Below are 24,508 nucleotides of genomic sequence, written 5' to 3'. Positions count from 1 at the left end.
ACCATCGTAGAATACATTTCCTCTATCGTCATCCACGTCCCACTACATGAAACTCGCCACGCTGAAGGACGGCACCCGTGACGGTCAACTGATCGTCGTTTCCCGCGACCTGCGCAGCGCCGCCATGGCCGACGCGATCGCGCCCACGCTGCAGCGTGTGCTCGACGACTGGCGCTTCTACGCGCCGCAACTGCTCGATCTCTACGAGACGCTCAACTATGGCCGCGCGCGCAACGCCTTCAGCTTCGACGCCAGCGCGTGCATGGCGCCGCTGCCGCGCGCCTATCAGTGGGCGGACGGCTCGTCGTATGTGAATCACGTCGAGCTCGTGCGGCGCGCGCGCGGCGCGCCCATGCCGCCCGAGTTCTGGACCGATCCGCTCATGTACCAGGGCGGCAGCGACGACTTCATCGGCCCGACCGATGACATCGTCTGCGCATCGGAGGCCTGGGGCATCGACTTCGAAGCCGAAGTCGCCGTCATCACCGGCGACGTGCCGATGGGCGCGAGCGCCGAGGACGCGCTCAAGGCCGTGCGTCTCATCACGCTCGCGAACGATGTCTCGCTGCGCAACCTCATTCCCGTCGAGCTCGCAAAGGGCTTCGGCTTCTTCCAGAGCAAGCCGGCTACGTCGTTCGCGCCCGTCGTCGTGACGCCCGACGAACTCGGCGAGCACTGGCGCGAAGGGCGCGTGCATCTGCCGATGCTCGTGTACTGGAACGGCAAGAAGGTCGGCCAGCCCGACGCGGGCACCGACATGGTGTTCCACTTCGGCCAGCTGATCGCGCACGCCGCGAAGACGCGCAATCTGCGCGCCGGCGCGATCGTCGGGTCGGGCACCGTCTCGAACAAGGATGCGAAGCGCGGCTACTGCTGCATCGCCGAGAAGCGCTGCCTCGAGACGATCGAGCACGGCGAGCCTCGCACCGAGTTCATGAAGTTCGGCGACAGCGTGAAGATCGAGATGCTCGACGAAGCCGGCCACTCGATCTTTGGCGCGATCGATCAGGCCGTGGCGCCGGGCGCCAGCTGAGCCGTCCGAGAGGGTTTCGCCGGATGCCGCATGCGCCGCGTGCGGCTACACTGGCGAACGCGCGTGCGCGTGGGGCCTTCAGGCGCTCACGCTTGCGCGCAGGCGGTCTGCGCATCATGGGCAGTACACGGACCGCATTCGAAGCCGTACGCAGAATACGCTCGACATACCAATAGTCTGGAGACACCGTGAAGCCCTTTCGCCCACGTCGTTTTGCCTGCTCGCTCGCATCCAGCGTCGCCGCCCCGCGTGCGGCACTTGCTGGCCTTTTCGGCATTTTGGCGCCCACTCTCGCTCTCGCACAAATCAAGATCGGCCTCGTGCTTTCGCTCACTGGCCCGGCCGCGTCGCTCGGCATTCCGGCGCGCGACACCGCGGCAATGTTCCCTGCGCAGATCGCGGGCCAGCAGGTGCAGTACATCGTGCTCGACGACGCCTCCGATACCACCCAGGCCGTCCAGGACACGAGAAAGCTGATCGACGAGCAGCACGTGGACGCCATCATCGGCTCGTCGATCACGCCCAACACGCTCGCGATGCTCGACGTGATTGCGCAGGGCGAGACGCCCACGATCTCGCTGGCGTCCTCGGCGAAGATCATTGAGCCCGTGGACGACAAGCGCCACTGGATGTTCAAGACGCCGCAGACCGACGCGATGATGGCCGGCGCGATCGCCGAGCACGCGGCCGCGCATAACGTGAAGACCATCGCCTATATCGGCCAGGCCGACGCGCTCGGCGAGGCGTTCTACGTCGAAGTCGCCAAGGCCGCACAGGCGCGCGGCATCAAGCTCGTCGCGAGCGAGCGCTTCAATCGCACCGATCCGAGCGTGACGGGCCAGGCGCTGAAGATCGTCGCCGCGAAGCCCGACGCCGTCGTGGTGGGCGCGGCCGGCACGCCCGCCGCGCTGCCGCCCAAGGCGCTCAAGGAGCGCGGCTACAGGGGCCTCATCTATCACAACCACGGCGTGGGCAACCGCGACTTCCTGCGCGTGTGCGGCGCCGACTGCAACGGCACCTTCCTGCCCGCGAGCCCCGTGCTCGTGGCCGCGCAGCTGCCCGACGGCGAGCCGGAGCGGCGCCTTGCGCTCGACTATATTTCGCGCTACGAAGCACGTTACGGCGCCGGTTCCGTTTCGGCGTTCGGCGCCTATACGTGGGACGCGGGCCTGTTGCTCGGCAGCGCGATTCCCATTGCGCTCCAGTCGGCGGCGCCGGGCACGAAAGCGTTTCGCCACGCGCTGCGCGATGCCATCGAGTCCACGCGCGGGCTGCACACCACCAACGGCATCGTCAACATGAGCGCTACGGACCACCTGGGGCTCGACGCGCGTGCACGCGTGATGGTCGAGATCCAGGACGGCAAATGGGTTTACCAGCCGCATTGATGTTTCCTTGATGTATCGTCCAATGATTCTGCAATCCGAAGCAATTTAGGAGCCGCCCATGAACGATCCTTTTTACGCCCACTATGACGCGCTGCGCGTGCGGCGGCACGAGCACGGCATCGTCGAGATCGTGATGAGCGGCGAGGGCGCGAACAAGAGTGGCCTCGCCACGGCCGACGCCAATATGCACCGCGAGCTCGCCGAAATCTGGCGCGACGTCGACCACGACCCGGACGCGCGCGTCGCGGTGATCCGCGGCGAGGGCAAGGGCTTTTCGGCGGGCGGCGATCTTGCGCTCGTCGAGGACATGGCCACGCACTTCGACGTGCGCGCGCGGGTCTGGCGCGAGGCGCGCGACCTCGTCTACAACGTGATCAACTGCAGCAAGCCCATCGTTTCGGCGATGCACGGCCCGGCGGTGGGCGCGGGGCTCGTGGCGGGCCTGCTCGCCGATATCTCGATCGCGGCGAAGTCGGCGCGCATCATCGACGGACACACGCGCCTCGGTGTCGCGGCGGGCGATCACGCGGCGATCGTCTGGCCGCTTCTGTGCGGGATGGCGAAGGCGAAGTACTACCTGCTGCTGTGCGAGCCGGTGAGCGGCGAGGAGGCCGAGCGCATCGGCCTTGTCTCGCTCGCGGTGGACGAAAACGACTTGCTGCCCAAGGCGTTCGAAGTTGCGAAGCGCCTCGCCAACGGCTCGCAGACCGCGCTGCGCTGGACCAAGTACGCGCTGAACAATTGGCTGCGCCAGGCGGGGCCGAATTTCGATACCTCGCTCGCGCTCGAATTCATGGGCTTTGCCGGACCCGACGTGCACGAGGGCGTCAAATCGCTGCGCGAGCGGCGCGCGCCGGAATTTCCGGGCGGCGATCCGTTCTAACGGGTCCGTGGCGGCGCGCGTTGCTCGAGCGCGCCGGCAACCGCATGCGCGCCGTGCTTTGGCCGAGTGCGCGAGGCCTGAACTTCGCGCGCCCGGTGGCTCGGCCCGCGCGGTATGATCGAAGCGTAATCATCTGCGCTTTTGTGCGGGCGGCCTGCAGCGGAACACGCCATGTCGCTGCGAGCCGCAAGCCGGCGCAAGCCACATCCTTAGGGCCCGCCTGATCTGCGCGGCCGGCCATCCAGCCGGCCGTTCAGCGTGGCCAACCAACTTTGCGAGGGAGAATCCGCATGACCGATTCAGCAGGCACCGTGCCGCCGTTCCCGGGCTTTCCCGGCTTTCCGCCCGCCGAGATGCTCGACCGCATGTGGGGGATGATGCGCCTCACGCCGTTCGGCAGCGCGTTTCCCGGCAGCGAGCCGGGCGCGGCGCAGGGACTCGGGCCGTCGCTTTCGATGATGTCCGACATGATGACGCCGCTCACCAATATCGAGGAGCTCGACAAGCGCATCACCGATCTGCGTGCCGTCGAGCAGTGGCTCAAGCTGAACCTGAGCATGCTGCAGTCGGCGATCCAGGCGCTCGAAGTGCAGCGCGCGACGCTCTCCACCTTGCGCGCGTTCGGCGCGTTCGCGCAGTCGATGAGTCCGTCGAGCACGCAGAGCGCGCCGGAACCCGAGCCGCGCGACGCACGCGCGCAAGCGGGCGCCGCATCCGCGGAAGCGGCCGATGCCGCAGCGGGGGCGCCGGCCGGTTTCGACGCCTCGGCGTGGTGGAACCTGCTGCAGTCGCAATTCAATCAGCTCGCGCAGTTCGCGATGGTTCAGCCCGCCGCGGCCGCCGAAGCGGCGACCGAGGCGGCGCAGGCCGCGGCCGAAGCGGCTGCGCCGCGCGCGAAGCCGGCGGCGAAGCGCAGCGGCGGTAGCGGTGGCGCGAACGGCGGCGGCGCGGGTAGCAAGCCGGGTGCGCGCAGCGCGAAGCGCTCGTCGGCGCAGCCCGAGTAGCGCCGGGAGCGGTGACGAGGCGCGTCGATTAGCGGTCGGCGCCAGCGATTAAAGGTCGTCGAAGGCCAATCTGTCCTGCGGGACGCAGCACACGGGGAGCGTCGGCGTCATGAGGCTTGCGCTCGTGATGATGGGTGGCGGCGCACGCGCGGCCTACCAGGCCGGCGCGCTGCGCGCGCTCGCGGAACTCGCCGGGCAGGCCGATCCGGCGCGGCGCGCGATGCCGTTCACGGTGATCTGCGGCACCTCGGCGGGCGCGATCAACGCCACCTCGATCGCCAGTCATGCCGACCACTTCTTGCACGGCGCGCAGCGCCTCGTCGACATCTGGTCCAATCTGAGCGCCAGCCAGGTCTATCGCACCGACTTGCCCGGCGTCGCGGCCGCGGGCGCGCGCTGGCTCGCCGCGCTCGCGTTCGGCTGGGCCACCTTCGGGCTCGCGGCGCGGCGCACGCCGCGCACGCTGTTCGACAACGCGCCGCTCGCCCGTTTCCTTGAAGGCACGCTCAATTTCCACCGCATCGAGCAGATGCTCGACGAGCGCCTGCTGCATGCGCTCTCCGTGACCGCGCTCAGCTATTCGTCGGGGCGGCATCTGACCTTCTATCAGGCGAGCGAGCCCATCAGCGCGTGGCGCCGCGCGCAGCGCACGGCACGCATGGTCGCGCTCACGCCCGCGCATCTGCTCGCTTCGGCGGCGATTCCCTATGTGTTTCCCGCCGTGCGCCTTGAGCTCGACGGCCATCACGAATATTTCGGCGACGGCTCGATCCGGCAGATCGCGCCGCTTTCGCCGGCCATCCACTTCGGCGCGGAGCGCATCGTCGTGATCGGCGCCAACGCGAGCGCGCCCGAGGTGCCGGCCGCGCGCCCCGACATCGACCTCTATCCGACGCTCGCGCAGATCGGCCAGCAGGTGCTCGCGAGCGTGTTTCTCGACGCGCTCGGCGCCGACATCGAGCGCATCGAGCACGTGAACCGCATGGTGCTGCACCTGCCGCACACCGTCGAGCCGGAAAGCGGCTGGCGGCACATCGACGTGCTCGCGATCGGGCCGAGCGAGCGCATCGAGCTGATCGCCGCCCGTCATTTGCAGCAGCTGCCGCTCTCGGTGCGCACGCTGCTGGGGGCGGTGGGCGGCAATCGCGCGTCGGGTGCGGCGTTTGCGAGCTATCTGCTGTTCGAGAGCGCATTTACGCGGGAGCTGGTCGAGCTCGGCTACCGCGACACGCTGGCTCAACGCGAGCTTCTTCTGGAATGGCTCAAACAACCGTCGGACGAGCCTTCCGGCGTGGCGCACGGGCACCCGGAAGCGCCCCGGAACTGAAAGATCGGCGTGCTATCATCGTGTAAGGTTTTTCCGACCGTCCGCTGTCGGAGGCTCCAGCGCGTCAACGCGGACGGGCCAGCGGCAGGCGGCGGGCGCGGGAGAGGCGGCTGAGCGGTGGTTTGGCTGCAAGCTGCGGCAATCTGCCGCAGCTTGACGCGATGCTCGCCGAACGGTCCGTCAGGGCCGCCGCGCCTCGCGTGAACGGGGCGGACGGGCGGCCAAACGACGCGGGCGGAATCCCGCGAATTTATCCGGCAGCCGGATTCAAGGCATGGTGCAACTACCCAGAATCCACAACGGCGCCTCCCAATCCGGCATTGCAGATTGCCGCTCGACAGGAAGTAATCTGTTTAGCGGGGGTGTAATTGCGTCCGGGCGGCCGGTTACCGCGTAAAATTAAATGTTTTAGCCTGTGTGCCGTAGAGATATGTCAAACCGACGCGGCCGCGGGCAGCACGATACAAGTCGTCATGCGCAGAACAGGGGCGGGACTATGAACACGATGCTTTATCCGGAACTTTACAAATCGCTCGAATCGGTCCGATGGGATATGGAAAAGGATATTCCCTGGGACAAGTTCGATGCGTCGCTCCTCACCGACGAGCAGGCCAGGACCATCAAGATGAACGCCATCACCGAATGGTCCGCGTTGCCGGCCACGGAGATGTTCCTGCGCGACAACCATCATGACAGCGACTTCTCCGCGTTCATGAGCGTGTGGTTCTTCGAGGAGCAGAAGCACTCGCTCGTGCTGATGGAGTACCTGCGCCGCTTCAAGCCGGAGCTCGTGCCCACCGAGGAAGAACTGCACGCCGTGCGCTTCGAGTTCGATCCGGCGCCGCCGCTCGAGACGCTCATGCTGCACTTCTGCGGCGAGATCCGCCTGAACCACTGGTATCGCCGTGCGGCCGAGTGGCACACGGAGCCGGTCATCAAGGCCATCTACGAAACCATCTCGCGCGATGAGGCCCGCCATGGCGGCGCGTATCTGCGCTACATGAAGAAGGCGCTCAACAATTTCGGCGACGGCGCGCGCGCGGCGTTCGCGAAGATCGGCGTGTTGATGGCCTCGGCGCGCCGCACCGAGAAGCCGCTGCATCCCACGAACCTGCACGTGAACCAGGCGCTGTTCCCGCGCGACACCGTGCAGTCGCGCCTGCCCGATCCGGAATGGCTCGAGCGCTGGCTCGACGAGCAGATCCGCTTCGACGATGGCTGGGAAAAGAAGGTGGTCGAGCGCATCCTGCACAACCTGTCGATCCTGTTCGAGCGCACCTTCACCACGGCGCAGGAGCTCAACCGCTACCGCAAGGAAGTGGTGCAGCGTCTGCAGGGCGAACAGGGCGCGCAGCAGCCGGCCTGATGCCCGCCCACCGCTCGTTCGTCTCGCGCCCCTCGCGGCGCTGAGGCGAACCCGACGGCCCGGAGCGCTCACGCGTGACGGGCTGTTTTTTCGTCGGCGGCGCCCATTGCTGTCTGGTTTCAATCGTTCCGAATGTTTCATTCGCGCGGCGCTTCCGACGACACCGTCCGCCGCGCTTCACTCGAGCCTCATTCCATGCCCGCTTCCTTCGAACGCAAGATCACGACCCGCGAGGCGCTCGCACAACGGCGCGCCTCGCTGAGCGGCCCGGTGGTGTTCACCAACGGTGTCTTCGACATCCTGCATCGCGGGCATGTCACCTATCTCGCCGACGCGAAGGCGCTGGGCGCGACGCTGATCGTCGGCGTGAACAGCGACGCTTCGGTGAAGATGCTCGGCAAGGGTGACGATCGCCCGATCAACAACGAGAACGACCGCATGGCGCTGCTGGCGGCGCTCGAAAGCGTGGACTGGGTGGTGCAGTTCGGCGAGCGCACGCCGATCGAGCTGATCGAGGCCGTGCGCCCGGACATTCTCGTGAAGGGCGGCGACTACGACATGGATGCGCTGCCCGAGTCGGCGCTCGTGCGCAGCTGGGGCGGCCGCGCGCTCGCGATCGCCTTCGAGCACGACCGCTCGACCACGAAGCTGCTGCAGAAGGTGCGCGAACAGCAGGGCTGAGCGGTTTCGTCGACCCGGAGCGCTGCGCTCGACCCGCGCGGCAATCGAGCGTTCACGCGTCGCTCATGCGCGCCGCGCAACGCTTGCGCCGCGTACCGCGATTACTGCGCGAGCGTAGAGGCCTGAATGGCCGGATCGGCGACCGGGCCGCCCACCACGGGCACGTCCACGGACTCCGAGGGTTTGATCGGCCGCACCGTAAGGCCTTCCGGATGGATTTGCCGGTTCAGTTGCTTGTGCCCGTTCGTGCCCGTCAGGGGAGCGGGGCCGAACAGGCCACGGATCGCCCCGAAGGCGAGCAGGTTGGCGAGAATCAGGATGGCGATCAGCCAGCGCAGCATCGTGTGAGACTCCGTCGATATCGTTCGTGAGGTTCGCCGCCGCGCCGTGCGGCGGCATGCGCCCAAGGCGCGCTCAGGATTGCGTCGCGATCAGCGCGAGGCCTGCGAGCACCAATGCGTCGTGGCGAGTATGCGGCACCTTCAGCGCCGCCGTCACTTCGGCGGCCGCACCGCCGCTCACCACCAGCCGCACCGGCATTTTCCACGCGTCTTGCAAATCGGCCCAGGCGCGCTCGATCAGGCCCGCCTGGGCGAGCGCGCAGCCCGTCGAAATCGAGCGCTTCGTGTCGGTGGCAAAGAGCGGGCCTAGTCCCAACGCTCCCGCCGATTCCGCCGATGTTCCCGTCGCTGTTCCCGCCATCGTTCCCAGCGCCGTTCCCGCCATCGATCCCGCGTCTTGTCCAGCGTTGTGCTCGCCGTGCGCCGTGCCGATCAGGCCGCGCGCGTGGTGCGCATCGAGCACTGGCAACTGCGCCGTGTGCTCGCCGAGCGAGCGCATCATGAGCGTCCAGCCCGGTGCGATGAGGCCGCCCACGAAGGTGCCGTCGGCGCGCAGCGCCTCCAGCGTCGTTGCGGTGCCGAACGTGGCGATGAGCAGCGGCTCGTCCGGAAACGCCGCGCGCGCCCCGATCATGCCGGCCCAGCGGTCGCTGCCGAGTGCGTCGGGGGTCGTATAGCCGTTCGTCACGCCGCATTGCTGCCGGGTCGAGCGGATCACCGTGCGTGCGAGGCCGGGCCAGTGAGCGTCGAGCGCGGCGTCGATGCGCTGCGCCACGGCCGCACCCGCGACGTTCGAGATCCATGCGCTGCCGGGCACGGGTAGCGCCGACCAGTCGGCGAAGTCGCGTGCGGCGGCGATGGCGGTGGCAGTGCTGGTCGCGGCGGCCGTGCCGGGCGCCGCGTTGCCCGGGGCGGCGTCGTGGCTCGACGCGCCGGCGTGCAAACGCGAGCCATCGGCGGCCACGAGCGCCCACTTGATCCGGCTATTGCCGGCGTCGATCAGCAGAAACGGCGGCGGGCAAGCGCGCTGGGCGCTGCTCGTGTGGCTCATGCGCCGTTGCCTGCGAGCCGCAGCGAGATGTCGCCGGTCGTGACGGCCTCGCGGCCGCGCGCGGTATCGAGGAGCAACTGGCCGCGCTCGTCCACCCCCACGGCCACGCCGCGCAGCAGCTCGGCGCCTTGCTCGTAGAGCGCGACCTCGCGGCCCGCGTAAGCGTGGCAGGCGTTCCAGCGCGCCTGGAACGGCGCGAAGCCCGCCGTGCCGAAGCGCTGCAGCGCGCCTTCGAGCGCGTTGAGCTCGGCGGCCAGCACGTCGGTGAGATTGGCGGCGGGCCACACGCGCGAGAGCGCGGTGGGCACCGTACCCGGCACGGGCGCCGCCTGTTGATTCGCCGGGTCGGCGTTGAGCGCCTCGACCTTCGCGGCGAGCGCTTCCGGATGGCGCACGTTCGTGCCGATGCCGATCACCACCGCCGAGGCGTCGGCCGTGCTCCACGCGCTCTCCACCAGGATCCCCACCAGCTTGTCGCCTTCGAGCAGCACGTCGTTGGGCCACTTGAGCGCGATCTGGCCGGGCGCGGCCACGGGCAGCGTGCGCAGCCCGTCCACGAGCGCCGAGCCGACGGCGAGGCTCAAGCCCGCGAGCCCCTCGACCGGGCGCGGCAGCACGCAGCCGATGGAAAACAGCAACGCGTCGCCGGGCTGGGCGACCCAGCTGCGCCCGCGCCGGCCGCGGCCCGCCGTCTGCAGATAGGCCACGCGCACGATCGGACGCGCGAGGGCGTCGGCGCGATGCGGCAGTGCCTTCAGGTGCGCCATCAGGTCGGCGTTAGTCGAGCCGGTCTCCTCGACGATCTCGATGGGCCAGTCGTGCGCGGCGGGGCCGAACAGCGTCACCGCGCGCTCGCGGTCGATGCGCCAGTCGTCGGCGCTCGGGGTATCTGGGGTAGGAGTATTCATGTCTCGTATTGTAGTGGCTGCCACTGGCGCTGACGGGCGCAAATAGGCAGGCCGCCGCGCGCTGCCATCGGCGTGGCGCCTGTCCGTTCCGCGTGGCTCCCCGGCTTTTTCGATAGGTGCTCCGGGGTGGCGCTTGCGCGGAAGTCGTCCAAATTTTGCCTGTTCTTTAGGCAATTCACAGCTAGCCCACAGCCGGCCCACAGGTTATCCACGGAATCATCCACAGGGGCCGGCATGGTGGATGCAGACGGTATTGCGCTGACTCGTACTCAGGGCTTACGCATTCCACAGCGCGCCCACAGGCTGCCAACAGGTCATCCACAGAATTATCCACAGCGCTCCGGGGCGCAACCTGGGCTTTGCTCCAGCAGACGAATGGGTGCGCGCCCGGACCGCCGAAACGGGGCGCGTTCGTTACAATGATTGATCATTCCTCCCGCCCGAGCGCCCCGCCTTGACTCAAGAGATGCCGCCCGGCCTCGAAATCGCGGCCGGCACCCACGGAAAGATCGTGCGCCTGTCCGGTCAATGGACCGCGCTGGCGCTCGCGCGCGACCGCGATCACGGCGGCGCGGCGCGGCGCCTGCGCGCGCTCGATGGCGAGCGCATCGGCCAATGGGACCTCTCGCGCGTCGAGCGCATGGATCACGTGGGCGGCCAGGCGCTCTGGCGCGTCTGGGGCCACAAGCTGCCCGCCGATCTGGTGGCGCTCTCCGACACGCAGCGCGACATCTTCGAGCGCATCGCGCTGCTCGATTCGGTGCGCGAGCCGGCCGAGCGCGTGGTGCGCGTCGATCCCGTCACGAGGCTGGGCCTCGCGATCTTCGCGTTCGGCGATCACCTGTACGGCGGGCTGGCGATGCTCGGCCGCGTGGTGCTCGATCTGCTGCTCGTGCTGCGCAAGCCGAAGGTCACGCCCTGGGTGGAGATCTCCGCGAACGTCTATAACGCAGGTACGCGCGCGCTGCCGATCACGGCGCTCGTCGCGTTTCTGATCGGCATCGTGCTGTCGTATTTGTCGGCGCAGCAGTTGCGGTTGTTCGGCGCGAACCAGTTCATCGTGAACATTCTGGGCCTCGCGGTGATCCGCGAGCTCGGGCCGGTGCTCTCGGCCATCCTGGTCGCGGGGCGCTCGGGCTCGGCCATCACCGCGCAGATCGGCGTGATGCGCGTGACCGAGGAACTCGACGCGATGCGCGTGATGGGCATCTCGCACGGCCTGCGCCTGATCCTGCCGCGCGTGATCGCACTGGGCGTGGCGATGCCGCTGCTCGTGATGTGGACCGACATCATCGCGCTGTTGGGCGGCGCGCTCGCGGCCAAGGCCGTGCTCGGCATCGACATCTCGTACTTCATCCGCTCGCTGCCGAGCGTGGTGCCGATCGCGAACCTGTGGATCGGGCTCGGCAAGGGCGTGGCATTCGGTATGCTGGTAGCGATCGTCGGCTGTCACTTCGGCTTTCGCATCAAGGCGAACTCGCAAAGCCTCGGCGAAGGCACGACCACCTCGGTCGTGACTTCCATCACCATCGTGATCCTCGCCGACGCCGTGTTCGCCATCCTGTTTCAGAACGTGGGGCTGTCATGAGTACGACGACGGGCACGATAGGCGCACGAGGCGCGATGACCACGACGGGCACCTTGACTACGCCGCTCAAGGAGGTGGCCGAGGACTTGCCGCTGCCCGCCATCGGCGAGCCCATCATCGAGGTGCGCAATCTCAGCAAGCGCTATGGGCGCAACATCGTCCATCAGCACCTGAACCTGGACATCCGCCGCGGCGAGATCGTCACGATCGTGGGCGGCTCGGGCTCGGGCAAGACCACGCTCGTGCGCCAGATTCTCGGCCTCGAAAAACCGACTTCGGGCACGATCAAGCTGTTTGGCGAAGACATCTCGACGATCGAGCCCGAGCGCGCCCGCCTCATGCGCACGCGCACGGGCATGCTGTTTCAGCACGGCGCGCTGTTCTCCTCGCTCTCGGTGTTCGACAACGTCGCGCAGCCGGTGCGCGAGCTCGGCAAGGTGCCGGCCGACCTGTTGCGCGACATCGTGATGCTCAAGCTCGAGATGGTGGGCCTGCCGTGCAAGCACGCCTCGAAGATGCCGGCCGCGCTCTCGGGCGGCATGGTCAAGCGCGTGGGCCTCGCGCGCGCGATCGTGCTGGAGCCGGAGCTGCTCTTTCTCGACGAGCCTACCGCCGGGCTCGACCCGCGCTCGTCGGACGAAGTGGTGGAGCTCATCAGCACGCTGCACCGCGCGCTCGGCCTCACTGTCGTGCTGATCACGCACGACCTCGACGCGATGGTCGCGCTCTCCACGCGCGTGGCCGTGCTCGCCGAGCGCAAGGTGCTGGTGGCGGCCCCCGTGGAGGAGGCCGCGTGCGTGGACGATCCGTTCATCCGCGAATATTTTTTGGGCATGCGCGGCCGGCGCGCGCTGCAGGCGCTGCCGCCCGAGCGGCGCGCGAAGCTGCCGCTGGCGGCGCTCGCGCCGGCTTCGGTGGGCGCGAAGCCGTGTTGATGCGCGCCACGCGAGACTGCGCGCGCGAGCGCCGCGCCGCCGCGTCGGCGGCCGCGCTGGTGGCCGGGCGTGTAGCCGCGCTTGCGGCCGCATTCGGGGTCGTGCCCGTGGCCGCATTCGTAGCCGCGCGTGTGGCCGCATTCGTGGCCCCCAACGAGGGAATCTGACGATGGAAAACAAAGCGCATGCGTTCTGGGCGGGTGCCTTCACGCTTGGTCTGCTGGCCGTGATCGCGTTTGCGGTCGTCTTCTTCAGCGCCGACCATACCGTGCGCGTACCTTACGACCTCATCTCGCGCAGCAACGTGACCGGGCTCTACCCCGATGCCGCCGTGCGCTATCGCGGGCTCGACGTCGGCAAGGTGCAGTCGATCCGCTTCGATCCGAGCCACCCGGGGCAGATCCGCATCCGCGTGGTGGTCGACCAGAAAGCGCCGATGACGCGCTCCACCTACGGCACGCTCGCACTGCAGGGCGTGACGGGCATCGCGTTCGTCCAGCTCGACGACAATGGCCTCGATCTTTCGCCGCTGCCTTCTTCCGAAAAGCACGTGGCCGAGATTCCGCTGCGCCCGGGCCTGCTCGACCAGTTGCAGCGGCGCGGCGATGCGCTGCTGCGCAAGCTCGACAACATCGCCGGCGACGTCGACGAGATGCTGAACGAGGAGAACCGCAAGCAGATCATGGCGACCGTCTCGAGCCTGCAGCAGGCCGCGAGCAGCGCGAACGCGCTCGCGCAGCAGTTGCAGCCGACCACCCAGCGCCTGCCGGGCGCGGTCGCCGACTTGCAGAAGACGCTGCAATCGACCAATCAGCTGATCACGAGCATGAACCGGCCGGACGGCCCGTTCCAGACCAATCTGAACAAGGTCGGCACGGCGGCGGCCCAGGCCGGGCAGGCACTGAGCTCGATCGATGCGTCGATCCAGGACCTTTCGGCGCGCGTGGGCTACGACACGCTGCCGCGCGTCGACTCGCTGACCGACGACGTGCGCTCGGCGATGCGTTCGGTCGACAAGGCGGCGGGCGCTTTCAGCACGAGCCCGAGCAGCCTGCTGTTCGGCGGCGCGCCGCTGCCCGCGCCGGGGCCGGGCGAGCCGGGCTTCGCCTGGCCCGCCGGCGCGGGCGCGAAGTAGCGCTGCGGCTGGCCAGGCATCAACGCAAGCACCCAGCGCCGCATGAGTCGCATCAACTGGAAGGAATCGCAGGAAGGAACCGCAATGTCACGCCAAGCCACTTCGTCACGCTCGCTCCTGGGGCTCTGCCGCGCCGCGCTTGCGGCGCTCGCCATCGGCTCGCTGGCGGCGTGCGCCGGCAGGTCCGCCGCGCTCTCCGATATCCGCTACGACCTCGGGCCGCAGCAGGAGGCGGCGAGCGCATCGGCGTCGCTGCCGCCGCTCAAGGTGCTCGAAGTGAGCGCGCCCCCGCCGCTCGACAACGACGGCATCCTCTATCGCCTGAACGGCGACTCGCAGCGCTCGGGGCGCTACGCGGACAGCCGCTGGACGATGTCGCCCGCGCGCCTGCTCACGCAGCGCCTGCGCACCACGCTCGCCTCGCGTGCCACCGTGCTCTCGGGCGCCGACGCCGTGCAGGCGCCGATGCTGAAAGTCGAGCTCACGGAGTTCGAGCAGGTCTTCGACACGCCAACGCAAAGCGCCGGCGTGCTGGCCGCGCGCGCGACCCTCATGCAGGGTGGCAAGGTGATCGCGCAGCGCGCCTTCGTGGCGCGCGCACCCGCGAGCACGCCCGACGCCGCAGGCGGTGTAGCGGCGCTGCGCGCAGCGAGCGACGACTTCGCGGGCCAGATTGGCGCGTGGCTGGGCGCGCAGGCGTTCGCCGGCACGCCTTGAGCAACGCGGCGCCCGGCGCTTCGGACGCACCAGAGGCGGGACTGGCGGCATGAGCGGCGCAGGCTCGGGTGATACGGACGACGCGGAGCGCGGCGCCACTCCACCCACATCCGAAACGCCGCTGCGTCAGGCCTCCACGCTCTCGCGCCAGGCGTTTGCGCTCTACACCGCGCTGATCGTCTACGCATCGTGGTATCCGTTCTCGGGCTGGCGCTCGCTCGGGCTCGGCCCCTTCGACTATCTCGGCGATCCCTTTCCGAAATACTGGACGGTCTTCGACGTCGTCACGAACGTGCTCGGCTACATGCCGTTTGGCGCGCTGGCCGTGCTCGCCGTCTGGCCGCGCTGCCGCGGCTTGCTGGCGATCGCGCTCGCCACGCTGGCCGGCACGCTGCTCTCGGGCGTGATGGAGGCGGTGCAGACTTATTTGCCCACACGCGTCGCCTCGAATCTCGACCTCGCCACCAACGTACTCGGCGCGCTGCTGGGCGCGGCCATCGCGGCGCCCGCCACGGGCGCGCTGCTCGAACGCGGCTTCCTGCGGCGCCTGCGCTTTCGCTGGTTCGAGCGCGACGCCGGCACGCTGATGGTGCTCGCCGCGCTCTGGCCGTTCGCGACGATGTTTCCCGTGCCGCGCCTGTTCGGCATGGGCGACTGGCCGCGCGCGCTCTGGGAGCGCTTCGACGCATCGATGCAGGGCGCCGTGCTCGCCTGGGCACCCGCCGCCTGGCAGTTGAGCGCGTGGCCCGGCGCGCTGGCCGCGCGTCTGCCGGAGACCGACTGGGAGGCGCTCGTGACCGCGCTCAACCTGTTTGCCGCCGCCGCGTTCGCCTCGCTGCCGATGCGCGCTCGCGCGCCGCGTGCGCGGCTCATCGTGCTGCTGATCGTGACGACGCTCGCGGTGAAAGCCGGCGCGACCTTCCTGCAATCGCAAAGCGGCCTCTTGTTCGACTGGGCGACGCCAGGCGCGCTTGTGGGTCTCGCGTGGGGCACGCTGGCGGCTTTCGTCGCGCTGCGTCTGCCGCGCACGGCACGCGCCGCCGCCGCGACGGTGGCGCTGGCCGTTTCGCTCGTGCTCGTGAACGTGCTGCCGGTGAGTCCCTATTTCGACGTCCTGCTCGCCGACTGGCGCCAGGGCCGCTATCTGCACTTCAACGGGCTGGCGCGCTGGCTCGCGTGGACGTGGCCATGGGCGGCGCTCGGCTGGACGGCGTTCTCGCTGGAGCGCGCGTGGCTTGCACGGCGCGCGCGCCGCCGGATGCGATCGGGCCGCTGAGGCGACCGGCAAATGCGACCGGCACATGCTCCGACACGGCCCGCTATGCGGATCGCAGCGGACGCCGTGCCGGCCTCCGCCAGCACACGGAGCGTTCACGCCACGCTCGCTATAATCGACCGCATTGCACTGACAGCATCCCCTCAACCGCATTGCATCGACCGCGTCGCGCACACGCGAGCCGTACGGCCTGCGCGCCGCGCCCGACACTTCACCGGTAACCCCCGCCATGACCGATTCGTTCTATCAACACCATGTCTTTTTCTGCCTGAACCAGCGCGATCCAGGCGCCGATCGTCCGAGCTGCGCGAACTGCAACGCGCAGGCGATGCAGGAATACGCGAAAAAGCGCGTGAAGGAGCTGGGCCTCGCGGGCCCGGGCAAGGTGCGCATCAACAAGGCCGGCTGCCTCGACCGCTGCGAGGAAGGCCCCACCGTGGTCGTGTACCCCGAGGGCACCTGGTACACCTATGTCGACGAGAGCGACATCGATGAGATCGTCGTCTCGCATCTGCAGAACGGCCAGGTGGTCGAGCGCCTGAAGATCGACCGCTAAAGCGCCACTCAGGCACCTCGAAAGAACCACGCAAGGACCCGCAAGAGCCGCAACGATGAACGCACAAACCGAAAAATTCCACATCGACGGTCCCGTGGGCCAGATCGAATGCGCACTCGACAGGCCCGACGCAGGCACGCCGGTGCGCGGCATCGCGCTCGTCGCGCATCCGCATCCGCTCTTTGGCGGCACGATGGACAACAAGGTCGCGCAGACGCTCGCGCGCACGCTCGTGCAGCTCGGCTACGTGACCTACCGTTCGAACTTCCGCGGTGTCGGTACGACGTCGGGCACGCACGACAACGGCATCGGCGAGCAGGACGACCTGCTCGAGCTCCTGGGCTACATGCGCGCGCAGCCGGGCCAGGCCGACATGCCGCTCGTGCTCGCGGGCTTCTCGTTCGGCACCTTCGTGCTCTCGCATGTCGCGAAGCGCTATCAGGAAGCGGGCGGGGCGATCGAGCGCATGGTGTTCGTCGGCACCGCGGCTAGCCGCTGGGAAGTCGCGCCCGTGCGCGAGGACACGCTCGTGATCCACGGCGAGCTCGACGAGACCGTGCCGATTCTCTCGGTGTACGACTGGGCGCGGCCGCAGGAGCTGCCCGTCGTCGTGATTCCGGGGGCGGAGCACTTCCTGCATCGCAAGCTGCATATTCTCAAGCGCATCATCGTCGACGCCTGGCGCTGAAGCGCAGAAACACGCCAAAAACACGTGTCTTCCGGGCGGCATACGTGAAAAATGCGCGACAGGTAGGCGCAAACGTGTGCTCAGTTCGAAAAACGCCATCACGTGATGCGTATAATGGGCGGTCTTTTTCGCGCATCGCCGCGCCTGTTTTCGTTGTGTTCTGGCGTGTGAGCGAGGCGCCGCAGTTCGGCCCCCGACACGTGCGCCCCATGGCGCACAACGTTCTCCCGACCCCAATTCGCTCGACCTGAACCTATGCGTTTTCTCTCCTCCGGCCAGCAATCCTCTTTCGTCTCTTCCTCCATCGTCCGCAACGTCACGCTCGGCGCACTGCTGCCTGCCACGCTCCTCGCGAGCGCGACGGCCTTCGCGCAGGTGCCGCCGCCCGCGGTGAACGCGCGCTCGTGGGTGCTCGTGGACGCCACCGCGAACCAGGTGCTCGCCTCGGGCAATGCCGACGAGCGCGTCGAGCCGGCCTCGCTCACGAAGCTGATGACCGCGTATCTCGTCTTCGAAGCACTGCAGACGAAGAAGATCTCGATGGACCAGATCGTCACGCCGAGCGTTGCCGTGCGCCGCGTGAAGAACGACGAATCGCGCATGTTCATCGAGGCGGACAAGCCGGTCTCGGTGCACGATCTCGTCTACGGCATGATCATCCAGTCGGGCAACGACGCGGCCATCGCGCTGGCGGAGCTCGTGGGCGGCAGCGAGGCGAACTTCGTCAACATGATGAACGCCGAGGCGCAGAAGCTCGGCATGGCGCATACGCACTTCGCCGACGTGAACGGCATGCCCGACCCGAATCACTACACGACGGCCGGCGACCTTGCCACGCTCTCCGCGCACCTGATCCGTGACTATCCCGAGTACTACAGCATCTTCTCGGAGAAGGAGTTCACGTATAACAAGATCAAGCAGCCGAACCGCAACCGCCTGCTGTGGATCGACCCGACCGTCGACGGCCTGAAGACCGGCCACACCCAGGCCGCGGGCTACTGCCTGATCGCTTCGGCCAAGCGTCCGCTCGCGGGCGGCGGCAACCGCCGCCTCGTGTCCGTGGTGATGGGCGAGCAAAAGGAGCGCGATCGCACGGCGGACAGCATGAAATTGCTGAGCTACGGCTATAGCGCTTACGACAGCACGCGCATCTATGGGGCCAACCAGGTCGTGGCCACGCCGCGCGTCTACAAGGGCGCGCTGGACGCCGTGAAGGTGGGCGTGAAGAAGGACCAGTACGTGACGCTGCCCAAGGGCGCCGCCGACAAGGCCAAGCCGCAGGTCGAGCTCACCAGCCCGCTGATCGCGCCGCTCGCGGACGGCCAGCAGGTCGGCACGGCGAAGTTCGTCGGCGCGGACGGCAAGGTGCTCACGCAGTTCCCGCTCGTCGCGCTCGAGCCGGTGCCGCAAGCGGGCATCGCGGGCCGCGTGTGGGATTCGCTCATGCTCATGTTCAACAAGAAGAAGTAAATGAACGCACCGACCTCGACTTCGAATCCGCATGCGGGTGAAGCCGCAGAGCCCATCGTCTGGCTCAATGGCGAGCTCACGCCGCTGTCCGAAGCGCGCGTGCCGGTGCTCGACCGTGGCTTCATCTTCGGCGACGGCATCTATGAAGTGGTGCCCGTCTATGCGCTCGAAGCCGAGGGCGCCGAGCCCGGAGCGGGCAAGTTGCGCGTGCCGTTTCGCATCGCGCAGCATCTCGCGCGGCTCGCGCGTTCGCTGGACAAGGTCGGCATTGCGAATCCGTTCGACGAGGCTGGCTGGCGCGCGCTCATCGCGCGCGTGATCGAGGCCAACGAGGCGGCCGGGACGCTCGCGCGCGACGCGCACGCGAATGTCTATCTGCAGGTGACGCGCGGCGTCGCGAAGCGCGGTCACGCGTTCCCGGCGGGCGTGACGCCCACCGTGTTCGTGATGGTCAATCCGCTCGTGATGCCGGGCGCCGCGCAGCGCGCGAGCGGCGTGGCCTGCGTCACGGCCGAGGATCGCCGCTGGCTCAATTGCGACATCAAGTCGACCTCGCTGCTCGGCAACGTGCTGATGGCGCAGAACGCGGCGGAGCACGGCGTGTTCGAGACGATCCAGCTGCGCGATGGCTGGCTCACGGAAGCGTCGTCGTCGAACGTGTGGGTCGTGAAGGACGGCGCGCTCTACGCGCCGCCGCGCAGCAACAAGATTCTCGAAGGCATCCGCTATGGGCTCGTCGAGGAGTTGGCGCAGGAATGCGGAATTCGCTTCGAGGCGCGCGAGATCGACGAAGCGGCGCTGCGCGCCGCCGACGAGCTGCTCGTGACTTCGGCGACCAAGGAGATCCTGCCGGTGGTCGAGCTCGACGGACAGGGCGTGGGCAGCGGCAAGCCGGGCCCGGTCTATGCCGCGCTCTACGAGGCTTATCAGCGCGCGAAAGCGCGCGAGGCGCGCGCAGTGTTCGCGGTGCGCGATCAGGTAGCGGCTTGCAAGTAAACTCGAGCCTCGCTACAGGAAGTGAAACTATGACTGCATCTGAACTGAATGGTGGCGCTCAGCCGCCCGCAAAAGAATCTCTGATCGAATTCCCCTGCGATTTCCCCATCAAGGTGATGGGCAAGACGCATCCGGAATTTCAGGACACCATCGTCGCGGTGCTGCGAGAATTCGATGGCACCTTCGACGCGGCGACCATCGAATCGCGTCCGTCGAGCGGCGGCAACTACACGGGCCTGACCGTGACCGTGCGCACGACGAGCCAGGCGCATCTCGACGATATCTATCGCGCGCTCACCGGGCATCCGATGGTGAAGATCGTGCTGTAACGCCCGCCGGGGGGTGTGCGCGCGAGTTCTCACAGGGGCTGCTTTCGGGCGGCCCTTGTTGCGTTTACGGGTTGATGCACGCGTCGATACGTACATTCTCGTGCGGCGCGAGGCACGACGATCGGATCGGCGCAATCAAAGCGTGTCGTCTTCGCGCACGCGCAGCGCCGCAGCGGCGGCCGTCATGAGCGGGCCGGCCTCGCAGGCGTCTTCGTAGAGCTTGCGAAAGCGCGCGACCTCGTCGAACACCCAGTTGCGAAATGCCTGCACGCGCTCGGTCTCGAGGCGCTGCGGCGTGCAGATGAAGTAGTAGCGCCACGGGCTCGGCCCGTCGATGTCCTTGAAGAGCCGCACGAGCCGTCCGCGCGTGATCTCGTGCATGGCGAGCGAGCGCCGCACGAGCGCGATGCCCTGGCCGTCCATGGCGGCCTGCAGCAGATTCGACGAATCCTGGTAGAGCACGCCGCGCTTGGGCTCGGCCACATCGTGCATGCCGGCGGCGTCGAACCAGGGGCGCCAGAGCTCGTCGTCGGAGCGCAAGAGCGTCAGCTTCGTGAGCTCGCGCGGATCCTCGGGCAGCTTGCCGCCGTTGAAGCCCGGCGAGCACGCGGGGAAGAAGATCTCGTCGAGCAGCAGCTCGGCGTGCAGCCCCGGATAGTGGCCATAGCCGAAGCGCACGGCCACGTCCACGTCGTCGCGCGCGAAGTCGACGAGCGAATTCGTCGATTGCAGCTCGACGTCCCATTGCGGATGGGCCTCGATGAAGCGGCCGATGCGCGGCGTGACCCAGCGCGCGGCAAACGACGAGAGCATCGACACCACGAGGCGCCGGTCGCGGTCGCCCGCGCGGATCTCATGGGTGGCGAGCGCCAGCTGCGTGAGCGCGTCGCGCACCTGGCCCGCGTAGCGGCGGCCGGTGTCGGTGAGGCGCACGCGCTTGCCGTCGCGGGCAAAGAGCGCGATGCCGAGCTCGCCTTCGAGGGCGCGAATCTGGTGGCTGACCGCGCCGTGCGTGACGAACAACTCGTCGGCGGCGCGCGAGAAGCTTTCGTGGCGGGCGGCGGCTTCGAACGCCTTGAGGGCGTTGAGCGCCGGAAGCTGGCGCAGATCCATCGTAATTTTTCTCACATAGCCGTGAAAATTGATCGTTTTGCCCGATCCCTTGCTGCGCCTACGATTGTAGCCATTGGTGCAGGACTTTCGGAGGCGAAAATGAGAGAGATTTCTTCGGATATCACCTTTGAGGTGGCCGCGGATCAGGTCGCTTCGGTGCTCGTGGCGCGCAGCACGCGTCTGACCGTGCGCTGCGGCGCGGTGTGGGTCACGCGCAGCGACGACACCGCCGACTACTGGCTCGAGCCGGGCCACACGCTGCGGCTGCGGCGCGGCGAGCGCCTGTGGATCGGCGCGGAGCAGGGCGGGGCGGCCTGGGTGGCGTTCGCGGCACCGGCGCGTGTGAGCGAGCGCCTGATCGATTGGGCCACGCGTCTCGCGGCGCGCTGGGGCATTCATGCGCGCGACGGGTGGCGGACCGTTTGAGCGGGCTTGAGGTGGTTTAAGGTGCTTGAAGGTCGCTCAAGGGGCTCGGCGCGCTTGTCCTGAATTAGGTAAACTTCGGGGATCATGTGCGCCACCCCGGTTTCAGTCCCCCCAGTTTCATCCGACCCCGCCTTGCCGGGCGAGCGCTTCGCGCCGCCCATCGTGCGCTGGCGCGGCAACGAGGCCTACCAGGCGAGCTTCGACGCCATGCGCGAATTCACCGCGCAGCGCGACGCGCAAACGCCTGACGAACTCTGGCTCGTCGAACATCCCCCCGTCTTCACGCTCGGTCAGGCCGGCAAGCCCGAGCATCTGCTCATCGCCGACAGCGGCATTCCGCTCGTGCAGATCGACCGTGGCGGCCAGATCACTTATCACGGGCCGGGCCAGGTCGTGGCCTATCTGCTGCTCGACCTCAGGCGCCGCAAGCTGATGGTGCGCGAGCTCGTCACGCTCATCGAGCAGGCCGTGATTGAAACATTGGCGGCGTATAATCTCGCGGGCGAGCGCAAGGCGGGAGCCCCCGGGATTTACGTGCCAGAAGGTGCATCGGGGCTCAGTGCAGCGCATGTGGGCGCCAAGGTCGCGGCGCTCGGCCTGAAGATCAGCCACGGCTGCAGCTACCACGGCGTGAGCCTGAACGTCTCGATGGACTTGAGCCCGTTCCTCGCGATCAATCCGTGCGGCTACGCAGGCCTCGAAACCGTCGACATGGCCACGCTGGGCGCTCACGCGCCCTGGCACGACGTGGCCGCCACGCTGGCGGCCCGACTCGAGGCGAATCTCGCCGCACATTGGGATTCGACCCTTGCAGCAACGCTTTCGGTGGCCGAAGCGGCTGCCTCAGACCCTTCAGCCGAAGCGGCTGATAGGGAAACGGCCGCATCGGCGGCAGTAAGCGGGCAACCGCATCAACCGCAGGCCGGCGTTACCCAGGCGGCCTGACTGGATCGAAACGAATGACTGACGTAACCGCGAACACCGCTGCTAATCCTGCTGCAGGCACTCCCGCCGACGCCGTTCCCTACGACGCCACCGCGAAACAGAAGGCGCAGGCCAAGACCTCGCGCATTCCGATCAAGGTCATCCCCATCGAGAAGCTCAAGAAGCCCGAGTGGATCCGCGTGAAAGCGGCCACCGGCAACTCGCGCTTCTACGAGATCAAGAACATCCTGCGCGAGCACAACCTGCATACGGTGTGCGAAGAGGCGAGCTGCCCGAACATCGGCGAATGCTTCGGCAAGGGCACCGCGACGTTCATGATCATGGGCGACAAGTGCACGCGCCGCTGCCCGTTCTGCGACGTCGGCCACGGCCGTCCCGATCCGCTCGACCCGAACGAGCCGGCGAACCTCGCGCGCACCATCGGCGCGCTCAAGCTCAAGTACGTCGTGATCACGAGCGTGGACCGCGACGACCTGCGTGACGGCGGCGCCGGCCATTTCGTCCAATGTATCCGCCAGGTGCGCGAGCAGTCGCCGGAAACCCGCATCGAGATTCTCACGCCCGATTTCCGCGGCCGTCTGGACCGCGCGATTTCGATCCTCAACGCCGCGCCGCCCGATGTGATGAACCACAACCTCGAAACGGTGCCGCGCCTCTACAAGGAAGCGCGCCCCGGTTCGGACTATGCGCACTCGCTCAAGCTCCTGAAGGACTTCAAGGCGCTGCATCCCGAGGTCGCGACCAAGTCGGGTCTGATGGTGGGCCTGGGCGAGACGCCGGAAGAGATTCTTCAGGTCATGCGCGATCTGCGCGAGCACGACGTCGACATGCTGACGATCGGCCAGTATCTCCAGCCTTCCGAGCATCACCTGCCGGTGCGCGAGTACGTGCATCCCGACACGTTCAAGATGTACGAGGAAGAGGCCTACAAGATGGGCTTCACGCACGCGGCAGTTGGCGCGATGGTGCGCTCGAGCTATCACGCCGATGTGCAGGCGCATGGGGCTGGCGTGGTCTGATTGGCCGCCGGTGAATCGCACGCCGAATCGAACGCCGAATCGCACATAAAGGAGCCCGCTGAAAAGCGGGCTTTTTTTTTTTTCGTCCGTTGCATCCACTTCCGCACGAAAAGCAATGCTCCAACGGCGTCATTAGCTATCGCGGATAAATTAGAACCGCGCGCCGCCAGACTCCCTATAGTCGGAACCTTCTATCACTCGAACGTCGTTCCGCCGGAGTCTCCCGATGAGCCATCGCGTCCTTTTCTCACCGCACCGTACGCGCGCCCACGCCTTCGAGCGCGTGAGCGCCGCGCGCCGTTCCCGTGCGCTCATCACCGCGCTTGCCGCGGCTTCGGCCCTGCTGGCCGCCGCGTTCGCCGCGCCGCGCGCGCACGCCGAAACGCACGAGGTCGTGATCGCGTATCAGGACATGGTGGTGCCCTGGCGCTACGCGCAGGCCACCGGTGCGCTCGAGCAGGCAACCGGCTACAAGGTCACCTACCGCAAGCTCGCAAGCGGCGCCGATGTGATCCGCGCGCTTGCCTCGGGCTCCGTGCAGCTCGGCGAGGCCGGCTCGAGCCCCATCGCGGCGGGCCTTTCGCAGGGCGTGAACCTCTCGCTCTTCTGGATCCTCGACAACATCAACGACGCCGAAGCGCTCGTCGCGCGCGACGGCTCGGGCGTGACGAGCGTCGCGGGCCTCAAGGGCAAGACCATCGGCGTGCCCTACGTGTCGACGTCGCACTTTCACACGCTCGTCGCGTTGCAGAACGCGGGCGTGGATCCCGCCGCGGTGAAGATCGTCAACCTGCGTCCGCCCGAAGTCGCGGCGGCGTGGCAGCGTGGCGACATCGACGCGACCTATATCTGGGACCCCGTGCTCGCGCAGGTGAAGAAGAATGGCAAGGTGCTGATCACGTCGGGGCAGGTGGCGAGAGCCACGGGCAAGGCGACCTTCGACGGCTTCGTGGTCGATCGGCGCTTTGCCAAGGATAACGAAGCATTCGTCGCGAAGTTCGTGCAGGTGCTGGCCGCCGCCGATGCCGACTACAGCGCACACCGGGCCGCCTGGAACGCGGCGTCGCCGCAGGTGCAGGCCGTGGCGAAGGTGTCGGGCGCGAACCCGCAGGACGTGCCGGCGAGCCTCGCGCTCTACGCCTTCCCGACGCCCGCCGAGCAGGCCTCGAAGACCTGGCTTGGCGGCGGCGCGCAATCGGGCGCGGCGCAGTCGCTGCTCGCGACCGCGACCTTCCTCAAGGCGCAGGGCACGATCCAGAACGTGCTGCCCGACTACTCGGTGGGCGTCGATCCGCAATTCGTGCAGCGCGCCGCCGCGCACTGACGCATCGGC

At 67.9% G+C, this 24,508-nt stretch carries 26 protein-coding genes; 22 read left to right on the top strand and 4 right to left on the bottom strand.

Features of this window, described 5'->3' with window-relative positions:
* The first annotated feature begins 46 nt into the window (after positions 1 to 46).
* The 7 genes from BO1_RS08170 to rfaE2 all read left to right on the top strand — a co-directional run bounded on the left by BO1_RS08170 (position 47) and on the right by rfaE2 (position 7,682).
* Complete coding sequence (locus tag BO1_RS08170; RefSeq protein WP_028217152.1) at positions 47 to 1,033, top strand: fumarylacetoacetate hydrolase family protein; 987 nt, start codon at positions 47 to 49, stop codon at positions 1,031 to 1,033.
* A gap of 188 nt (positions 1,034 to 1,221) precedes the next feature.
* Complete coding sequence (locus BO1_RS08165; RefSeq protein ID WP_028217151.1) at positions 1,222 to 2,421, top strand: ABC transporter substrate-binding protein; 1,200 nt, start codon at positions 1,222 to 1,224, stop codon at positions 2,419 to 2,421.
* A 58-nt stretch (positions 2,422 to 2,479) separates the two neighbouring features.
* Positions 2,480 to 3,304: an enoyl-CoA hydratase/isomerase family protein gene (locus tag BO1_RS08160; protein WP_028217150.1), complete on the top strand. Its 825-nt coding sequence runs from the start codon at positions 2,480 to 2,482 to the stop codon at positions 3,302 to 3,304.
* Between the two features lie 290 nt (positions 3,305 to 3,594).
* Entirely contained in the window at positions 3,595 to 4,308 is a 714-nt protein-coding gene (locus BO1_RS08155; protein WP_028217149.1) for a PhaM family polyhydroxyalkanoate granule multifunctional regulatory protein, read from the top strand.
* 109 nt (positions 4,309 to 4,417) lie between these two features.
* A complete protein-coding gene (locus BO1_RS08150) occupies positions 4,418 to 5,635 on the top strand; it encodes a patatin-like phospholipase family protein (RefSeq protein ID WP_028217148.1) in 1,218 nt (405 codons plus the stop codon).
* Positions 5,636 to 6,131: 496 nt separating this feature from the next.
* On the top strand, positions 6,132 to 7,001 hold the full coding sequence (locus tag BO1_RS08145) for a ferritin family protein (RefSeq protein WP_028217147.1): 870 nt from the start codon (positions 6,132 to 6,134) through the stop codon (positions 6,999 to 7,001).
* A 195-nt stretch (positions 7,002 to 7,196) separates the two neighbouring features.
* Positions 7,197 to 7,682 carry a D-glycero-beta-D-manno-heptose 1-phosphate adenylyltransferase gene (gene rfaE2, locus BO1_RS08140; RefSeq protein ID WP_028217146.1) on the top strand — a complete coding sequence of 162 codons (486 nt, stop codon included), beginning with the start codon at positions 7,197 to 7,199 and terminating at the stop codon, positions 7,680 to 7,682.
* A gap of 101 nt (positions 7,683 to 7,783) precedes the next feature.
* Here the strand turns inward: rfaE2 and BO1_RS08135 are convergent, their stop codons facing one another.
* From BO1_RS08135 to BO1_RS08125, 3 genes are all read right to left on the bottom strand, one after another.
* On the bottom strand, positions 7,784 to 8,023 hold the full coding sequence (locus tag BO1_RS08135) for a hypothetical protein (RefSeq protein ID WP_028217145.1): 240 nt from the start codon (positions 8,021 to 8,023) through the stop codon (positions 7,784 to 7,786).
* A gap of 73 nt (positions 8,024 to 8,096) precedes the next feature.
* The gene (locus BO1_RS08130; protein WP_043284146.1) at positions 8,097 to 9,074 is read right to left on the bottom strand and encodes a type III pantothenate kinase; all 978 of its coding nucleotides are present in this window, start codon (positions 9,072 to 9,074) and stop codon (positions 8,097 to 8,099) included.
* Positions 9,071 to 9,991: a biotin--[acetyl-CoA-carboxylase] ligase gene (locus BO1_RS08125; RefSeq protein ID WP_407669920.1), complete on the bottom strand. Its 921-nt coding sequence runs from the start codon at positions 9,989 to 9,991 to the stop codon at positions 9,071 to 9,073. The genes BO1_RS08130 and BO1_RS08125 overlap by 4 nt, the downstream gene beginning before the upstream one ends.
* A 457-nt stretch (positions 9,992 to 10,448) precedes the next feature.
* Between BO1_RS08125 and BO1_RS08120 the strand changes: the two genes are divergently transcribed.
* From BO1_RS08120 to BO1_RS08070, 11 genes are all read left to right on the top strand, one after another.
* Positions 10,449 to 11,570, top strand: coding sequence for an MlaE family ABC transporter permease (locus tag BO1_RS08120; RefSeq protein ID WP_043284145.1), 1,122 nt, complete (start codon positions 10,449 to 10,451; stop codon positions 11,568 to 11,570).
* A 53-nt stretch (positions 11,571 to 11,623) separates the two neighbouring features.
* Positions 11,624 to 12,505 carry an ABC transporter ATP-binding protein gene (locus BO1_RS08115; protein ID WP_407669919.1) on the top strand — a complete coding sequence of 294 codons (882 nt, stop codon included), beginning with the start codon at positions 11,624 to 11,626 and terminating at the stop codon, positions 12,503 to 12,505.
* Positions 12,505 to 12,672 carry a hypothetical protein gene (locus BO1_RS58895; protein ID WP_156992178.1) on the top strand — a complete coding sequence of 56 codons (168 nt, stop codon included), beginning with the start codon at positions 12,505 to 12,507 and terminating at the stop codon, positions 12,670 to 12,672. The genes BO1_RS08115 and BO1_RS58895 overlap by 1 nt, the downstream gene beginning before the upstream one ends.
* Before the next feature lie 2 nt (positions 12,673 to 12,674).
* Positions 12,675 to 13,640: an MlaD family protein gene (locus tag BO1_RS08105; protein ID WP_028217140.1), complete on the top strand. Its 966-nt coding sequence runs from the start codon at positions 12,675 to 12,677 to the stop codon at positions 13,638 to 13,640.
* 84 nt (positions 13,641 to 13,724) lie between these two features.
* Entirely contained in the window at positions 13,725 to 14,357 is a 633-nt protein-coding gene (locus BO1_RS08100) for an ABC-type transport auxiliary lipoprotein family protein (RefSeq protein ID WP_043284142.1), read from the top strand.
* A gap of 49 nt (positions 14,358 to 14,406) precedes the next feature.
* A complete protein-coding gene (locus BO1_RS08095; protein WP_043284140.1) occupies positions 14,407 to 15,633 on the top strand; it encodes a VanZ family protein in 1,227 nt (408 codons plus the stop codon).
* A gap of 229 nt (positions 15,634 to 15,862) precedes the next feature.
* Positions 15,863 to 16,189 carry a (2Fe-2S) ferredoxin domain-containing protein gene (locus tag BO1_RS08090; protein WP_028217137.1) on the top strand — a complete coding sequence of 109 codons (327 nt, stop codon included), beginning with the start codon at positions 15,863 to 15,865 and terminating at the stop codon, positions 16,187 to 16,189.
* Positions 16,190 to 16,244: 55 nt separating this feature from the next.
* Positions 16,245 to 16,877 carry an alpha/beta hydrolase gene (locus BO1_RS08085; protein WP_028217136.1) on the top strand — a complete coding sequence of 211 codons (633 nt, stop codon included), beginning with the start codon at positions 16,245 to 16,247 and terminating at the stop codon, positions 16,875 to 16,877.
* Positions 16,878 to 17,132: 255 nt separating this feature from the next.
* On the top strand, positions 17,133 to 18,347 hold the full coding sequence (locus BO1_RS08080) for a D-alanyl-D-alanine carboxypeptidase family protein (protein WP_028217135.1): 1,215 nt from the start codon (positions 17,133 to 17,135) through the stop codon (positions 18,345 to 18,347).
* Positions 18,348 to 19,343, top strand: coding sequence for a D-amino acid aminotransferase (locus BO1_RS50090; RefSeq protein ID WP_043284138.1), 996 nt, complete (start codon positions 18,348 to 18,350; stop codon positions 19,341 to 19,343). It abuts the gene before it with no gap.
* Positions 19,344 to 19,372: 29 nt separating this feature from the next.
* A complete protein-coding gene (locus tag BO1_RS08070; RefSeq protein WP_043284137.1) occupies positions 19,373 to 19,672 on the top strand; it encodes a DUF493 family protein in 300 nt (99 codons plus the stop codon).
* A 135-nt stretch (positions 19,673 to 19,807) separates the two neighbouring features.
* Here the strand turns inward: BO1_RS08070 and BO1_RS08065 are convergent, their stop codons facing one another.
* A complete protein-coding gene (locus BO1_RS08065; RefSeq protein WP_028217133.1) occupies positions 19,808 to 20,785 on the bottom strand; it encodes a transcriptional regulator GcvA in 978 nt (325 codons plus the stop codon).
* A gap of 99 nt (positions 20,786 to 20,884) precedes the next feature.
* Here BO1_RS08065 and BO1_RS08060 point away from each other — a divergent pair, with 99 nt between their 5' ends.
* The 4 genes from BO1_RS08060 to tauA all read left to right on the top strand — a co-directional run bounded on the left by BO1_RS08060 (position 20,885) and on the right by tauA (position 24,499).
* Positions 20,885 to 21,211 (top strand): DUF2917 domain-containing protein, encoded by a 327-nt coding sequence (locus BO1_RS08060; RefSeq protein ID WP_028217132.1) that lies wholly within the window; start codon positions 20,885 to 20,887, stop codon positions 21,209 to 21,211.
* Positions 21,212 to 21,295: 84 nt separating this feature from the next.
* Positions 21,296 to 22,156 (top strand): lipoyl(octanoyl) transferase LipB, encoded by an 861-nt coding sequence (lipB, locus tag BO1_RS50085; RefSeq protein ID WP_084687821.1) that lies wholly within the window; start codon positions 21,296 to 21,298, stop codon positions 22,154 to 22,156.
* Between the two features lie 14 nt (positions 22,157 to 22,170).
* The gene (gene lipA, locus BO1_RS08050) at positions 22,171 to 23,175 is read left to right on the top strand and encodes a lipoyl synthase (RefSeq protein ID WP_028217131.1); all 1,005 of its coding nucleotides are present in this window, start codon (positions 22,171 to 22,173) and stop codon (positions 23,173 to 23,175) included.
* 226 nt (positions 23,176 to 23,401) lie between these two features.
* On the top strand, positions 23,402 to 24,499 hold the full coding sequence (tauA, locus tag BO1_RS08045; RefSeq protein WP_084687820.1) for a taurine ABC transporter substrate-binding protein: 1,098 nt from the start codon (positions 23,402 to 23,404) through the stop codon (positions 24,497 to 24,499).
* Positions 24,500 to 24,508: the final 9 nt, after the last annotated feature.

The organism is Paraburkholderia oxyphila NBRC 105797 (genome assembly GCF_000685075.1).
GTDB lineage: Bacteria > Pseudomonadota > Gammaproteobacteria > Burkholderiales > Burkholderiaceae > Paraburkholderia > Paraburkholderia oxyphila.
This window is presented reverse-complemented; position numbering and strand designations above follow the sequence as displayed.